Source organism: uncultured Marivirga sp., assembly GCF_963974845.1.
Taxonomy (GTDB): domain Bacteria; phylum Bacteroidota; class Bacteroidia; order Cytophagales; family Cyclobacteriaceae; genus Marivirga; species Marivirga harenae.
Genome location: NZ_CAXBEQ010000001.1, coordinates 844,917 through 861,623, shown reverse-complemented (window position 1 = coordinate 861,623; position 16,707 = coordinate 844,917). Strand labels below are relative to the sequence as shown.

Annotated in this window: 11 protein-coding genes; 8 read left to right on the top strand and 3 right to left on the bottom strand. The window is 36.4% G+C overall.

From position 1 onward, the window contains the following. Positions 1 to 55 precede the first annotated feature (55 nt). Both pgi and AAC601_RS03850 read left to right on the top strand, forming a co-directional pair. The gene (pgi, locus tag AAC601_RS03855; protein WP_340152520.1) at positions 56 to 1,714 is read left to right on the top strand and encodes a glucose-6-phosphate isomerase; all 1,659 of its coding nucleotides are present in this window, start codon (positions 56 to 58) and stop codon (positions 1,712 to 1,714) included. Beyond that, a complete protein-coding gene (locus AAC601_RS03850; protein WP_340152519.1) occupies positions 1,711 to 2,949 on the top strand; it encodes an NAD(P)/FAD-dependent oxidoreductase in 1,239 nt (412 codons plus the stop codon). Before pgi ends, AAC601_RS03850 begins: the two co-directional genes overlap by 4 nt. Before the next feature lie 41 nt (positions 2,950 to 2,990). Here AAC601_RS03850 and AAC601_RS03845 read toward each other — a convergent pair whose 3' ends face one another. Together AAC601_RS03845 and AAC601_RS03840 are read right to left on the bottom strand one after the other, a co-directional pair. Beyond that, positions 2,991 to 4,496, bottom strand: a complete 1,506-nt coding sequence (locus AAC601_RS03845) for a DUF4301 family protein (RefSeq protein WP_340152518.1) — start codon at positions 4,494 to 4,496, stop codon at positions 2,991 to 2,993. An 18-nt stretch (positions 4,497 to 4,514) separates the two neighbouring features. After that, positions 4,515 to 6,338 carry a glycosyltransferase gene (locus AAC601_RS03840; protein ID WP_340152517.1) on the bottom strand — a complete coding sequence of 608 codons (1,824 nt, stop codon included), beginning with the start codon at positions 6,336 to 6,338 and terminating at the stop codon, positions 4,515 to 4,517. Positions 6,339 to 6,564: 226 nt separating this feature from the next. Between AAC601_RS03840 and AAC601_RS03835 the strand changes: the two genes are divergently transcribed. From AAC601_RS03835 to AAC601_RS03825, 3 genes are read left to right on the top strand one after another with little or no spacing between them, the layout of a single operon-like run. Continuing rightward, positions 6,565 to 8,985 carry a glycoside hydrolase family 31 protein gene (locus tag AAC601_RS03835; protein ID WP_340152516.1) on the top strand — a complete coding sequence of 807 codons (2,421 nt, stop codon included), beginning with the start codon at positions 6,565 to 6,567 and terminating at the stop codon, positions 8,983 to 8,985. A gap of 21 nt (positions 8,986 to 9,006) precedes the next feature. Beyond that, entirely contained in the window at positions 9,007 to 10,212 is a 1,206-nt protein-coding gene (locus tag AAC601_RS03830; protein WP_340152515.1) for a glycosyltransferase family 4 protein, read from the top strand. A gap of 3 nt (positions 10,213 to 10,215) precedes the next feature. Next, positions 10,216 to 11,211 carry a hypothetical protein gene (locus tag AAC601_RS03825; protein ID WP_340152514.1) on the top strand — a complete coding sequence of 332 codons (996 nt, stop codon included), beginning with the start codon at positions 10,216 to 10,218 and terminating at the stop codon, positions 11,209 to 11,211. A gap of 249 nt (positions 11,212 to 11,460) precedes the next feature. On the opposite strand, the gene AAC601_RS03820 is transcribed toward AAC601_RS03825, so the two are convergent. Beyond that, a complete protein-coding gene (locus AAC601_RS03820; RefSeq protein ID WP_340152513.1) occupies positions 11,461 to 12,597 on the bottom strand; it encodes a glycosyltransferase family 1 protein in 1,137 nt (378 codons plus the stop codon). Positions 12,598 to 12,717: 120 nt separating this feature from the next. Between AAC601_RS03820 and AAC601_RS03815 the strand changes: the two genes are divergently transcribed. Genes AAC601_RS03815 through AAC601_RS03805 form a run of 3 tightly spaced genes read left to right on the top strand, consistent with a single transcriptional unit; the run spans position 12,718 to position 16,636 of the window. After that, complete coding sequence (locus tag AAC601_RS03815; RefSeq protein ID WP_303268296.1) at positions 12,718 to 13,956, top strand: pitrilysin family protein; 1,239 nt, start codon at positions 12,718 to 12,720, stop codon at positions 13,954 to 13,956. A 2-nt stretch (positions 13,957 to 13,958) separates the two neighbouring features. Then, positions 13,959 to 14,603 (top strand): O-methyltransferase, encoded by a 645-nt coding sequence (locus AAC601_RS03810; protein WP_340152512.1) that lies wholly within the window; start codon positions 13,959 to 13,961, stop codon positions 14,601 to 14,603. Next, entirely contained in the window at positions 14,600 to 16,636 is a 2,037-nt protein-coding gene (locus AAC601_RS03805; protein ID WP_340152511.1) for a LysM peptidoglycan-binding domain-containing protein, read from the top strand. Before AAC601_RS03810 ends, AAC601_RS03805 begins: the two co-directional genes overlap by 4 nt. Positions 16,637 to 16,707 lie beyond the last annotated feature (71 nt).

Genomic DNA, 16,707 nt, shown 5'->3' with positions numbered 1-16,707 from the left:
TTACAGGATAGGCTTTAACTTTGCATCGATTTTTAAGCATAGACTTTAAATAACAATGGCATATATTTCACCGATCGAGACCAAAAGTTGGAAAAAGCTGGAGGAGCATTATCAAAACACCAAAGGTATCCATCTCAAAAAACTATTTGAAGACGATAAAGGGAGATTCGAAAAATTCACCCTCAATACTGAATCCCTTTTTATAGATTTCTCCAAAAATAAAATCACAGAAAAAACGCTCAGTTTATTATTGGATTTAGCAGTGGAGATGGAAATTCCTGAAGCCATTGAATCGATGTTTACGGGTAATAAAATCAACCAAACGGAAGATCGTGCGGTACTGCATACTGCCTTGAGAGATTTTTCCAACAATCCTGTTATGGAATCAGGCCAGGATGTAATGCCTTTAGTGAAAAAGGTGAGAAAGCAAATGGAGACCTTCAGCCAAAAGGTGCATTCAGGAGGATGGAAAGGCTATTCTGGCAAAGAGATTAAGCATATTGTCAATATCGGAATTGGCGGCTCTGACTTAGGGCCTGTTATGGTTACCGAGGCTTTAAAACCTTATAAAGTAAAAGGAATCGAGAGTCATTTTGTATCCAATGTTGATGCTACTCATATAGCAGAAGTTTTGCAAAAAATTGATCCTGAAACAACATTGTTTTTAATAGCCTCCAAAACATTTACTACCCAAGAAACCATGACCAATGCCCATACAGCTAGAAGATGGTTTTTGGAGAATGGAGGCAGTGAAGATACAATCAAAAAACATTTCGTAGCGCTAAGTACTAATAAAGCAGGCGTTGAAAATTTTGGGATAGACCCAGCCAATATGTTCGAATTTTGGGATTGGGTTGGTGGTAGATATTCGCTTTGGTCTGCAATCGGATTATCGATTGCCTTAAACATAGGGTATGAAAATTTTGAAGCGCTATTAAAAGGAGCACATGAAATGGATGTTCATTTCAAGGAAGCTCCATTATCTGATAATGCGCCTGTAGTCTTAGCTTTGATTGGCATATGGTACAATAATTTTTACAAAGCCGAAACGGAAGCTATTTTACCCTATGACCAATATTTGCACCGATTTGCTGCATACTTTCAGCAAGGGAATATGGAAAGCAATGGGAAATCAGTTGATAGAAATGGTAAGCCTGCAACTTATCAAACAGGACCAATCGTCTGGGGTGAACCAGGTACGAATGGACAACATGCCTTTTACCAATTAATTCATCAAGGGACAAAAATGATTCCATGTGATTTCATTGCTCCAGCAGTTTCCCATAATCCTATCGGGGACCATCATCAGAAATTGTTAGCTAATTTCTTTGCACAAACTGAGGCTTTAATGAATGGAAAGACAGAAAAAGAAGCTAGACGGGAATTAGAACAAAAAGGCTTAAAGTCAGAAGAAATCGAGAAATTATTGCCTTTTAAAATATTTAAAGGTGATAATCCCACCAACTCCATATTGATAAAGAAAATAACCCCTAAAAGCTTGGGTAGTTTGATTGCACTTTATGAACATAAAATATTTGTGCAAGGCATCATCTGGAATATTTTTAGTTTTGACCAATGGGGAGTGGAGCTAGGAAAGCAATTGGCGGGTTTAATTTTGCCTGAATTAGAGCATGACAATCCTGTTATTGGACATGATGCTTCCACTAATGGCTTAATTAATGAATATAAGCGGTTGAGAAAGGGTAAAAATTGACTAAATTCATCATTATAGGAGCTGGTGCAGCAGGCATTTTTGGAGCTATTAATATAGCAATTAAGAATCCTGATGCGAAGGTGATGGTATTGGAAAAATCAAGCAAGCTACTATCCAAAGTTAAAATCTCTGGTGGTGGGCGGTGCAATGTGACAAATGTCTGTCAGGAACCCCAAGAGCTTATCAAACACTATCCGAGAGGCCATAAAAAACTTAGAAAAGCATTTGAGCAGTTCGGTTCTAAAGAAACTATAGCGTGGTTTGAAAATAGAGGTGTTCAGCTGAAAGCGGAAGCCGATGGGAGAATGTTTCCCATTACAGATGATTCACAAACCATAATTGATTGCTTATTGAATGAATGCAAAAAACACAAGGTAGAAATACTTACCAAAGTTGCGGTAGAATCAGTATCCAAAACAGAAAATGGTTATTCATTAACCATAAAAGGACAGGAAAAAATTGAGTGCGATAAAGTATTAGTGGCTACTGGCGGACATAATAAACTAGAATCCTTTCAGTGGTTGGCTGATTTGGGGCATAGTATTTCCGAGCCTATCCCCTCTTTATTTACTTTTAACTTGCCAAATTCTCATATCACAACATTATCAGGAGTTTCAGTTTCTGATGTTGAAGTAAAAATTGCCGGAACAAAACTATCTCATCACGGCCCCTTATTGATTACTCATTGGGGCATGAGTGGGCCAGCAGTGCTGAAACTTTCCGCTTGGGGAGCTAGGATTCTGTATGATAAGAATTATAAATATTCAGTGCTTGTTAACTGGCTGGCGACTTCCAATGAGGAAGAAGCTAGAATGAGACTCATTGAATTTCAATCAGAAAATCCTAAAAAGATGTTATTCAACAGCAATCCTTATCAATTGCCAAAAAGGCTGTGGGAATATCTTCTCACTAAATGTGATATTGATGAAGGCTTACGCTGGAATAATTTTTCAGGTAAAAAATTCAATAAGCTTGTCAACCACTTAGTAGCGGATTTATACGAGGCGTCAGGAAAGACTACTTTCAAGGAAGAGTTTGTAACAGCAGGAGGAGTAAAATTAGGCGATGTTAATATGCAAACTATGGAAAGCAGAAACTGCCCAGGCTTGTTTTTTGCAGGTGAAGTTTTGGATATTGATGGCGTCACTGGGGGTTTTAACTTTCAAGCCGCTTGGACTACAGCTTGGTTGGCTTCGCAGGGAATTTCAGAAAATGAAAAAGCCCTTCAAAATTAACTAAAAGGCTTTCCGTTTTTATTAAGGTTTGGTTTTACAAATTACCCTGCTTGATGTTCTTCCCTTAGTAAATCATTAACTGTTTTTACAGGATTAAAGGTTGATAATGGCACTTCTACAAAAAGCGTAATCCAATCAGACATTGCACCATTCCACAAGCCTGGAAGCTCCAATGCTTTTAACTCCTTACCATCTTTGGATTTAGCCGTAATAAATCCTGTTTCTGGATTTCTATATTTTATTAAATCAAACTTTCGACCATGTAAATCCTTAATTCCACAAACCAAATCAACTGGATTGAAATGAGTGGAATTTTGCAATGCTTCCTGCGCCCTTTTATCATCAGGATCAATTTGGGATGTTTCTGCTATTTGCAAGTTTAATGAGCCATCCTCTTCTTTTACCCAGAAAGGACCACCTCCTGGCTCTCCAGTATTTTTCACCATGCCACATACCCTTATTGGTCGGTGCAATAAATACTGCAGATAACCTACTTTCTCTGAAAAATCCAATTGAGCATAATCGTCCTTAAATACTAAAAACAGATCCTTTCTGGCAAAATTCTCAATTTCTAATAATTCCAACTCACTGATATTTCTTTCCAATTGATTTTGATAACCAAACAATCTACTTTGGACACTCATTAACAATCCGGCTAAAGCTTTCTTATAGTGAATAGTATTCAATTTTAAATGATCAGGTACTACATTATCGATATTTTTGATAAAAACTATATCACTATCTAAATCATTCAAGTTTTCAATTAAAGCGCCATGACCAGCAGGCCGAAATAGAATACTTCCATCTTCATTGTAGAAAGGAGTATTATCAGGGTTGACTGCAATGGTATCAGTTTCAGGCTTTTGTTGAGAAAAGGTAATATCAAATTCACTGAAACCCTTCCTTATATGGTCCGCATGCTCTTCGAATAGTTTTTGATGCTCAGGTGAACAAGTAAAATGCAATCTAACTTTTCCTTCAGTCCCTCTTGCATAATTTTCACCTTCTGTAAAATGCTCGGCTACCGGTGTTTTAATTCCTGATTTATAATCATGAAATTCCAAGAGTCCTTTGGGCAAATTCCCGTAATTTAATCCATCTTCGAAAAGCAGAGTTTGTACGATCTTATGATACTCTCCATTCTTTAAAGCTTGATCGATCCCACTTCCATTCTCTTGCATTTCCTTATCTAATGCTTGAGAAAACGCGAAATTATGAATATTGTCAAAGAATTTTTTCAAAAATTGATCATGCTCTGCTTTAGATTCATCTTCCTCCAGAAAAGCATACAAATTCTTAAACATCCGACTAGCAGCTCCACTTGCAGGTACAAATTTTATCAAGTTATAATCATTTGACTGCTTCTCATAAAAGGAAATAAATTCATCTATACTTTTTTCAGATAATTGAATCAATCCATCTCCAATAGTAGCGGGTCTATCAATAGGCAAATAAGGAAACCCATTTTTAAATCTATTTAACTGTTCCTCTACCAGATCAATTGACTTTGCTGCTTTTTGAATATCTTCTTGTAATTTACTATCCATAATTTTAGGTTGTTAGGTTTAAAAATATGTCTCTAAAGCCATTTTGTAGCTACTTTCATAAGCGCTATACAAATTCTTCCAATCAAAAACTTCTGATAAATCTTCTGACTTATTCCGCATATCAATTCTTTCTCTACTAGTGATTTGAGTGAAATCCCACATCACATTCGTCAATTCCTCAGCTGCCTCATCAAAGCTTTTATTGGCTCTTTTTACTATGAACATTCCATGCTTTCTATCTCCGATACTCACATTCTTCATGTAGTCTCCGAATCCTGACAAATCTGAAGTCACTGAAGCTACACCTCTTGCCAAAGATTCTAAAGGCGTATATCCCCAAGGTTCATAATAGCTTGGAAAAACTCCAAGATGGCAAGCCCTTACAAAATCATCATACTCCATTCCAAATAACGGATTCGTGGACGATATAAAATCAGGATGATACACTACTTTAACTTTATCGGATTCGTGGTTGACAAGGTTGGCGGTTCTCAAGAAATTTAAAATATCGTCTTTATCATCGTTCACTAAATTATGCGTTACCACGGGCGGCAAACCACCTGACTTCCATGCCTGTATAGTTCTTCTGTGCCGCAATTTCCAATAGTCATCCACCATATCATTTAAATTCGGAAGCTTATGATCTCCTTTACTTGAGGCGGCCTGACGATATAATCGATTCTTAATCTGTTCTACTATTGCATTTGAATTGGTATTAATTTTATCCAACATCGCCCTTGCATTCAAAACATCAGGATTGATGGACTGAACAGGTTGACGTGTAATAAAAAACATGACCACAGTTAATGGGGAGTTAGCTTCCTTCAATCTATGGTTTAAGCGAGCCAACGCTTCTAGGGTTAAATCGTAACCTTTATTGGAATATTCAAATCTCCCAGAGGTAAAAAAGTAAAGTGTTTTATTTAAGTTAAATGAATAACTTTTAAAAAAATGCCCCATAATAAACTGCTCAAGTAGAAGCTTATATTTATGATGCAAATTCTGTACTTCATGCAATACTGAGAACCTTTCTATATTTAAGCCATTAGGTAATATTTTATCTGGGCTCCTACCCAGCAAATGAAAACATTCTTTTCCTGTCACTTCACTGACGGTTGTAAAAACATGTGCACCATGAACACAAGCTCGCTCTAATTTAACATTTGCCTCTACATTAAAATGAACTGCTTCTTTATGCCAATCCATAAATGGAAGGTGATCATAAAATTGGGGGTCGTTCATAGCCAAATATCTACCTAAAAGTGTGGCATGAGTTGTAAATATTGTTTGCAGAGGAACTTGATCTCTACGCAAGTTTGGAATTGCAGAACCAGCCATCCATTCATGGAAATGGGCTATTGGCTTCAATTTTTTATCAATGGCCACTCGAGTCAATTCAGAAAGAAAAATATGCACCATGTATCCAAAAGCCAATACCTCATCCATCAGTGGATCATGATTTTTAAAATCTATTCCGTGATTTTGCCAATAATAGTATTTAATATCACCTAATTCGTGAAAGGAAGACTTATGGTCAAACAGTAAGGTTTGAGGTCTACCCGATACTAACCAATATCCACTCTTTATATTTAAACCTTTCTCTCTACATATTCTTAAAGTTTCATCAATTACATCGTGACCAAACTGTGCCTCTTCAAAATCAGTGGCTGCTTCTTTGGGCGCATAAGGACCTAGAAGAACATAGTTTTTTCCCCAGTTTTTCACCATAGTAGGTACCTTGGATCGTATAACCGTGTAAATTCCGCCTACTTGATTGCAGACCTCCCAAGCCACTTCGGTTAAAATATGTGCTTCATTATCAATCGAATTAGTTTCCTTCATACTTGTTCGTTTCTCAATATCTGGAATAGAATACTTAATTTATAAGAATAATCTGTAAATAAGACCAAATGGAGTGAAAATCAATCCAGTTTTGTTAAATTAAAATAGCTTTTAGTCTTAGAACCTTAATTTAAAAAAAATAAGCAAATACTTAGTGTATTAACTACAATAAGTAGTTAATTTGTATTGGAATTGGCGATAAATCGCTAAATAGTAATACTTTAATATGGAAGAAAATAAGGATAAAGCTGAAGAGTCTGCGAAGGATTTTGAAGGCAATTATATAGAAAAATTTAAAGAGCATAAGGAAGAGGAATTTTATCCTGGTGGAATCATCAGCTGGAAACAGAAAAAAGGCAAAATAAAAATTTATGCCCAACACTCTACCTTGGAACTCAGTATTATTAGTGAGAAAATCCTAAAATTTCGTTACGCCAATGATGGATATTTTGAAAATGACTTTTCTTACGCAATTGACCCAGAATTCGAATTTAAAAATACGAATTATCATTTCGAGACATCTCAAGATGCATTAATTGTCAGTACTGATTTGCTCAAGTGCATCATTAAAAAATCAGATGCAACAATCAAAATCCTTGATAAGGATGGAAAAATGTTAGTTGAAGATGAAAAAGGCTATCATTGGAAAGATGAAAAAAGATTTGGTGGACATGTAGTTATTTCTACCTTAAAATCTTCGAAAAATAATAAATATTACGGCTTAGGCGATAAAACAGGCAGTCTAAATTTGAATGGAACTCGTAGAGAATTATGGGGCACCGATTGCTATGGATATGGCAATGAAACAGACCCTGTGTATAAAAACATTCCATTCTTTATGGGTTTGAATGATGGAGAAGGCTATGGTATCTTCTTAGACAATTCTTTTCGGACATTCTTTGATTTTGGGCATGAGAGAAAAGAGGCCTTAAGTTTTTGGGCACAAGGAGGGGAAATGCGATATTACTTCATCTATGGTCCTAAGTTAGAAAATGTAGTGCAAGATTACACCGAGCTGACAGGAAGATCCCCTCTCCCACCAAAATGGGCATTAGGTTACCATCAGAGTAAATGGAGCTATTATCCTGAGCAAACAGTTCGTGAATTGGCTAATAACTTCCGCGACAAGAAAATTCCATGCGATGTGATCCATTTAGATATTGATTACATGGATGGCTATAGAATCTTTACCTGGAATAATGAAAGGTTCCCAAATCCAAAGCAGATGATTGCCGATTTGAAGGAAGATGGATTTAAGACCATCGTAATTGTTGACCCCGGAATTAAAATTGATCCGCTCTATACAGTTTTTCAACAAGGTGTTCACCATAATTATTTCTGCCAAAGAATGGATGGTGCCAGATTTAAAGGCAGTGTTTGGCCTGGCCCTTGCCATTTCCCTGACTTCACAAATCCTGCAGCAAGGAAATGGTGGTCAGGATTATTCGGAGGACTAGTACAAGATGGAGTGGCTGGCGTTTGGAATGATATGAACGAGCCTGCAGTATTTGAAGAAGGCACATTTCCACGTGATGTAAGACATGATTATGACGGTCATCCGTGTAGCCATCGAAAAGGACATAATGTTTACGGAATGCAAATGGCCAGAGCAACCTACGAAGGCTTAGAGCAATTTTCAGGAAATAACAGAAGCTTTACCATCACCCGCTCAGCATATGCAGGAATTCAAAGATTCAGCTCTGTTTGGACAGGAGATAATATGGCCTCATGGGAGCATTTGAAAATTGCCAATATTCAGTGCCAAAGATTAAGTGCTTCGGGTGTTTCTTTCTCTGGCTCTGACGTAGGGGGATTCATCGGAGCCCCTGATGGAGAACTGTATACTCGTTGGATTCAAATGGCTACTTTCCATCCATTTTTCCGAACGCATTCATCAGGAGACCATGGCGACAAAGAGCCTTGGCAGTTTGAAGAAAAATATTTGAACATTGTAAGAAGATTTATCGAAATGAGGTATGAAATCATGCCATACCTCTATACGACCTATTGGCAATATGCAGAAAATGCTAAACCTATGTTGCGGTCGATATCTTTAGTATATCAAAACGATACTGAGACTTTGGACAGAGAAGAAGAATTTCTGTTAGGCCAGTATTTACTGATTTGCCCGGTTTCCGCTCCTAAAGTAACTGAAAGAATGATGTATTTGCCTGAGGGCAAATGGTATAATTTCTGGACTGATGAGATATTATTGGGAAAAAGGGAAATTACTGTCCAAACTCCTTTGGATCAAATTCCAATGTTTGTAAAAGCGGGAGCAATTCTCCCTATGCAGGATAAAATGCAGTATGTGGATGAATTCATTCCCGAAAACATCAAACTTCACGTTTATAAAGCTTTAGAAGAAACGGAAAGCGAATTATATGAAGATGATGGACTGACCAAAGATTTTGAAATGGGTATCAGTACTTTGCACACTTTTATTCAAAAGCCCGTTGATAATGGTGTAATCATTCATCATAATCTGGACAAAGAATTTGAAAGTGGAAATAAAGGATTTGAAGTGATTCTACATGGATTTGAAAATATTGAAAAAGTAATAGTAGATGGTCATACAATTAGTACCATCGCTAATTCAACATTTATCGTTAGTAAAGAATTTACTACAATTGAAATCATAAAATAGTAACCTTATAAAAAATCGCCCATGGAAGTTTTGATGATCGGACCAGGAAAACCAAGCCCGCAGAACAGCGGACTGGGAATCGCATGCTATCATATTGCTCAGCATTTAGCTGAAAAGGTGCATCTGAAATTATTTTCGGTCGAGAGTGCAGATGAATTAGCGGAGCAAGAAACTGAGCAAAGTAGAATTGAAACAGTCAATAGACAAAAGCTCACTAACAAACAGCAATTGAATGCCGATTTAGTTCACCTGTCTGTTAAAAGTGAACTCAATCCCTATTTTTATGCTGGAAGTGTTGAAATTGAAGAGCAATACAATGATAATATTGAAATTTCTGTACAAGAAGCATTAGAGGATTTCAGCCAAAAAATCATTTCCAAAAGCAGGAATCTAGATTTTGATATTATTTATGCGCATGATTGGACCGCCATTCCTGCATCCAAGCAATTAAAAGAGTTGAGTAAAAAACCTTTTGTTTTGCATATTCATGCCTTGGATTACGATCGTAGTGGAAAAAAAAGCAATTCATGGTTATTTGACTTGGAAAGGGAAGGCATGCAGAAAGCTGATTTAGTAATAGCCGTGAGCAAGTACCATAAAAATATAATGGTAAAAGAATACGGTATTTCAGCTTCCAAGATCAAGGTAATCCATCATGGAATTAATGAATTAAAACCATCTGCTTATAAGGCCCCATTCAAAGAGGATATTGTTCTTTTTTGTGGAAGATTAAGTTTACAAAAGGGTGCTACGACCTTTATAGATATTGCAGAAGCACTAATACAAAAGGAGAATAAACTTCGATTTGTTGTCGTTGGGCAAGGTGAATTGATGGAAGAAATGATTTCGTCTGCTACTGAAAAAGGACTAATGGATAAAATTCATTTCACAGGTTTTTTACCGCAGGAGGATGTTTTTGCTGTCATGAAAGCTTCTCAAGCGATGGTGATGCCGTCATTATCAGAGCCCTTTGGTCTATCTGCTTTGGAGGCTGTGAGTTTGGAAGTGCCACTAGTTTTATCAAAAAATTGTGGCGTGGCTGAAGTTTTAAGTAATGTAAACACAGTGACTACAAAAGATGCAGCTGCATATGCAACAGCTGTTCGAGCACTACTGGCTGACAAAAAGCAATCTTTAAAAGTCGCCAAAGAAAACGCAGCGTCTGTTAAGAAAAGAAACTGGAAAGATGTTTCATCTGAAATTTTATCAGCACTAAAGCAAGTATAAAAAATGGATAATTACCAAATCATACATTTCAATCACCCGCTGGAGGTAAAAAGATTATCATTTTTAGATATTGGAAAAAATCGTTCAGCCATAAATGAACTTAATAGTCAGCAAGATTTTGTCAATGATTTCGCTGATTTGGTTCATTCAAAATTGAAAACTGTATTAAAAATGGCGGATGAAAGAAAAATGCCATTAGTGTTTTTCAGTTTACCATTTTTGAAATTTCTCAAACAGCATGACACAAATTTGATGTTGGAGATCAAAAAACAAGTTGATACTGGAAAAATACAATTGGTAGGTTCATGTGCCTATCATTCATTCAGTTACTTATGTTCTCCACTTTTATTCAAAAAAGAGGTCGAATTATATCTGGATGGATTAAATGAATATTTTGAAAAGAAGCCTGGGATTTTCATTAATACAGCTTGCTTGTACGATGATCAAGTCGCTGAAATAGTAAATGCGCTAGGTTATCAAGGAATTATTGCCACCGCAAACCCCTGGCATTTGGCGGGGAAGCATTCTGGTCAAGTTTATAAATCGAATACCGCACAGCCCTTCAATATATTACTTTCTAATGGTGACGGTCCAGACAATTTTCAAATTAGCCTGGTGAATGGTTATGGAAGTGCCTACAACTCTGATTTTATAGACAAAGGCGTGTCAAATAATAAGCAAATTCAAGAGTTGTTCATGCTAGACAGTTCTGATGAGCACTCTGTTTATGCAGTAAGTTTGCCATTAAGTTCTCCTTCATGGGAGCATAAAATACCTGATTACACGAATAATCCATTGCAAAAAGCATTATTGAAACAAGCTGCTAATTTGGTTAACCAATTTCATGAAAAATTATCAGATGAAGATTATAAGCTTTTAATGCTGTTATGCCAACCCGACCACCTGTTGCAAATCAATCAAACTAGCAAAGAAGAAGGATACGATCATTTTATTAGCAGCATGAATTGGTTGACGGATATTAGTTTGCGGTATAAGTGAAAACGGAATTACTAGTGGGTTAATATTTTCGGTGATAGGTCTTAGGTTGCAAATTATCTCTAGTTCAGATGATAGTATTTTAACAGCAGTCGTTAATTTTTCCGTCTATTATATTTCATTTCCCTAATAAAAATGTTTATCTCAGCTTTATTCACATTTCTTATCTAATTAGTACCACCTACTTTCAGACCGAACTGCAGTTACCAACCTACTCATGAAGTGAGTTCCGTGTCTTTCCCCAATTGGGGCTTAGGGGGCTTTATAAATGCCCATCAAATCTCCAGCTATTTTTTCGGCCGAAAACTGCACTAAGTGTCCCTCTACGCCAACAAGCAACTGCTCATTAAACGCATTATCATCTGCTAGTTTCACCATTTGCGAAGCTAATTCTTCATGATTTTTTGGATTCGCATAAAGTGCATACTTCCCTCCTGCTTCTTTCATAGCGGATTGATTGCCCGTCACCACAGAAGTACCGACAGAAAGGGATTCTAACACAGGGATTCCAAAACCTTCAAAACTCGATGGATACACAGAAGCTACCGCTCCTTTATAGAGATAAGGCAATTCAGTGAATGGGATATTATTGTAAATCCGAACATTTTGATCAAGCCTCAAATCATTAATTTCCTTTTCCACTTCTTTTTGATAATCCGTTCTCTTTCCTACAATCAACAGCAGTAAATCATGATTTACTTGATCCAAAACCAATTTAAAAGCTTGTACCAAATCCTTAGCATTTTTCCTGTCTTCGATTGAACCTACATACAAAAAATAAGGCTGATGTAAGCTGTATTGATCCAATAGGTACAACAACCTTCTGGTTTTCAATTCCTGCTTATAGATGGGGTGAACACCCTGATAAACCACATGGATCTTAGACGAATCAATGTCAAAAAATTCTATGATATCTTTTTTAGTTTGTTCGCTGATCGCAATAATTTCATCTGCCTTTTTACATGCAGACTTAAATTTCTTTTTATAAATCCTCCTATCTATGAAAGGATAAAAATCAGGATATCTCAAAAATATTAAATCGTGAATAGTGACAATTTTCTTCGACCTATTTTTTAAGCCCGAGGGCAATTCATTGCTGAGTCCATGAAATACATCCACATCTTCCCTCTCTGCCAATTTGCCGATTCTTTTAGAGCGCCAAGCACTTTTGAGAGCGCCTGCTTTCCATAAGCCTGAAGGTAAGACAGTAATTTCTTTATTTTCCTTCAAAAAATGGGCGGCTTCATCACGTGTAGACACTTGAGGTGTGAAAAGTGAATACTGCTCCTTGGGATACTGTTCTTTCAAGGCAGAAATTACAAACCGACTATAATTGCCTAATCCCGTAAAATTATTGAAAGCACGCTTGGCTTCGAAAGCTATATGCATATTAAAAAATTAAATCTTCATTTTGTCACAACTCAAAACTAAATAAATTTCTTTTGTGGTACTCATTACTTCTTTAAAAAGAAAGATAATTTGTAGTTTTGCATTGAAGCGGGGGAATGAATGAATCAATATAAAGTAAAGACATTAGAAAACGGGATCCGCGTGATCCACCAACCAGTAAGTAACTCTAAAATAGTCCATTGCGGATTCGCTTTGGACATTGGAAGCCGTGATGAAAAACCACATCAGGTGGGTATTGCCCATTTTTGGGAACATATGGCTTTTAAAGGCACCAAAAAACGTAAGACCTTTCACATTCTCAACAGATTGGACTCTGTCGGTGGTGAGTTGAATGCCTACACTACCAAAGAGAAAATATTTTTCCATGCATCTGTTTTGGAGCAATATCTCGATAAAGCCATGGATTTATTGGTGGATATCACCTTCCAATCCATTTTCCCTGAAAGACAAATTGAAAAAGAACGGCAGGTCATTTTAGAAGAAATGGCGATGTACAAAGATTCACCTGAAGATGATATTCAAGATCAATTCGATGAAGTCATTTTTTCAGGACACCCACTTGGAAACAATATTTTAGGAACTGAAGAAAGCCTCAAAAGCTTTACTCGAAATCATTTCTTAGAATTTTTAGAAGAAAATTTAGATACAGAGCGAACGGTTTTTTCGATCGTAGGTGATATTCCTGAGAGAAAATTGGAACGCTATGTTAAGAAATACTTAGAGCCCATTGCACATCATAAAAGGAAAAGAGAAAGAATTCCTTTTGAAGTTTATCAACCTAACACCTTGAATTTCGATAAAGAAATTTCTCAATCTCAATGTGCGATTGGTACCACCGCCTACCCTATTCATCATCCCAAAAGACTTGCATTTTTTATGTTGGTCAATATTTTAGGTGGGCCTGGAATGAATAGTCGCTTAAATATGGCCCTACGCGAAAAATACGGATTTGTGTATGCTATTGATGCTGGCTATCATCCATTCACTGATACTGCTCTTTTCAGCATATTTTTCGGGACAGACCCTGGTCAGCTTCCGAAAAGCATAAAACTGGTAAAAAAGGAACTCAAAAAATTGAAAGATCAGCCTCTAGGCAGTTTGCAATTGCATGTTGCCAAACAACAACTTATGGGACAATTGGCAATGGCAGAAGAAAATAATATGAGCTATATGTTGATGTTGGGCAGGAGTTTATTAGATAAAGATAAAATCGAATCTTTAGATGAGCTTTTTGAACAAATAAAGCAAATTTCAGCTAAGGATTTACAAAATACCGCCCATGAGATATTCGAAGATGATCGATTGAGCATCTTAACTTATAAAGCTAAAAGAAGATAAATATGGAATTCCTAGATCCTGACTTAGACAAATATATTGAAGCTCATACCGAGCCTGAGAATGAGTTACTCCATAAAATCAACAGGGAAACACATACCGAAGTTTTAAAACCCCGTATGTTAAGCGGACATTTGCAAGGCAGGGTATTATCGATGCTATCTCATATGATTCAGCCTGAAAACATCTTGGAAATCGGCACTTACACGGGCTACTCGGCTCTTTGTATGGCAGAAGGATTAAAAAAAAATGGAAAACTGATTACCCTAGATGTAAACGAAGAATTAGCAGATCGGGTAAAATCTTATTTTCAGGCGTCACTTTTCTCAGAGCAAATAGAAGTGAAAATTGGAAAGGCATTGGACATCATACCAACTCTCAATAAAACTTGGGATATGGTGTTTATAGATGCAGATAAATCAAATTATTTAAACTACTACCAACTTTGTATTGAACAAGTGAGAAAAGGCGGATATATTTTGGTCGACAATGTATTGTGGAGCGGAAAAGTATTAGAAAAAAACAGAAAAAAACTAGACAAGGATACTGAAAGTATGCTGAATTTCAACGAATTTGTGCATCAAGATGATAGAGTTCAAAATGTGTTATTTCCCATCCGAGATGGATTAATGATTTTAAGAAAAAAATGAATATAAAACTTTCTCTTTTCACATCAGCAATATTTGTACTTACAGTTGTAAAGCTTTGTGCTCAGCAAGTTCCTTCTAGAATGGAATTTGCAAACATGGAACTTCGACTTACCACAGGAGCTATAAAGGACATTCAAGCTGATGTGGACGCTCTCACCAGAAGTGAAACTTATTTCCAAAAGAAACTGGAGCGCGTGGATATGTATATGCCGATCATTGAAAGAATTTTCAGAGAGGAAGGCTTACCTGAAGATTTCAAATATTTGGTCATACAAGAAAGCGCTTTGGTATCCGATGCTGTGTCTAGTAGCAATGCGGTAGGTTTTTGGCAATTTAAGGAAATATCTGGACTTGAAAACGATTTAAGAATTGATCGTCATGTAGATGAAAGGATGAATATAGTTTCATCTAGCCGTGCAGCAGCAAACTATCTAAAAGATCATAATAAATATTTCGATAATTGGGCTTATTCTTTAATTGCTTACCAAAGAGGTCGAGGTGGTGCCGCTGACGTAATTGATGAAAGTAATTTTGGCAAAAGTAGTTTAAAAATAACCAGTGATACTTATTGGTATTTGAAAAAATTCCTTGCTCATAAGGTAGCATTTGAACATACTATTGGAACCTCAAAGCCTCCTTTTTATCTGAAGGAAATTGAAAATGTAAAAGGAACATCTCTAAAAACGATTGCAAAAGAAGAAAATGTGTCGCTTGAGCAAATAGAAGAATATAATAAATGGATTAAGAGAGGAGCTATACCAGAAGACAAAAATTACACTGTCATTGTACCTCTAACCAATTTAGAGAAGATTGAAAAATTGCAGAGCCAGCGGCAAACCACATCTAAAGACTTACCTGGCAATATTGATGATCAGCAGCAACAAAATTTCCCTTTAGTAGGTAATTATCCTAGCAGGGCTGACAGAACAATCCCACATAAAGTAGAGGTAAATGGATTAGACGGAATCTATGCTCCAGCAGGATATACAGTTGAAAAATTAGCAAAAACTGCAGAGGTTGATCAATTCAAATTTAGAAAATGGAACGATCTTAAAATTAGAGAAGAATTAGAAACAGGTAAGATATATTATTTAAGACGAAAAAGGAACAGGGCAAAATTCTATTATCACACAGTAGCGCAAAATGAAAACATGTGGGAAATAAGTCAGAAATATGGACTTAAGCTTAAAAAATTATACCGAAAAAACAGGATGGAACCACCACAGCAACCTAAAGTTGGCAGGGTACTATGGTTGCGTCATAACCGACCAGCAAGTCTCCCTGTAGAATATAGAGAACCACCTAAACAAGAAAGCGAAGCTCATGATCTAAATGAAACAAAAGCGATCGTGGAAAGTCAAGCTGAACAAGCAAAAGTCCCAGTAGTCGAAAAAACTGAAGTAGAAAAATCTTCTCAAATGGAGAAGCAGGCAGCGGATAGTCTTAAAATAGAAGATCCTAAAAGTATAAGTATTGATAGCACCCAATATAACATTAAGGATACTTTATCTACTAAGGCTAACGATATGGGACAAATGGATTCGGTAGCAATTTCCGAGGCTCAAAAACCTGTAGACGATTCCGTTGCTCAGGAAATTACTTCTGAAGAAAATGAAAACTTGGAAACAGAAATTGAGTATGACGAGAACGACTTCACTGATTATTCCATAAAGAAAGGAGATACTTTTTTTTCAATTGCCAATAGATTTAATATGAAAATTTCAACATTATTGAATGCAAACGACTTGGGGATAAGAGACACATTATCGATTGGTCAAATTATAAAAGTAAATACTGATGGTTATGTTACTCAAAATGATATAGTTGAAGATAAACAACCTGCTACAAATGAGACTTCTAAGGAAAACATAGAGATAAAAGAAAACAATATAGAGCACAGGGTTACCTCAGGAGACACTATGTACGCGTTGGCCAAGAAATACAATGTCACCTTAAAAGAAATCATGGAGTGGAACAATAAAGAAGACTACAATTTGAGAGAAGGCGAATTAATTATGATTAAGCAGAAATAAATATGCTCTAAGCATAAATTCCTGCCTACAATATCTTACATTTGTGTCATCTATCGAAAAAATATCGCATT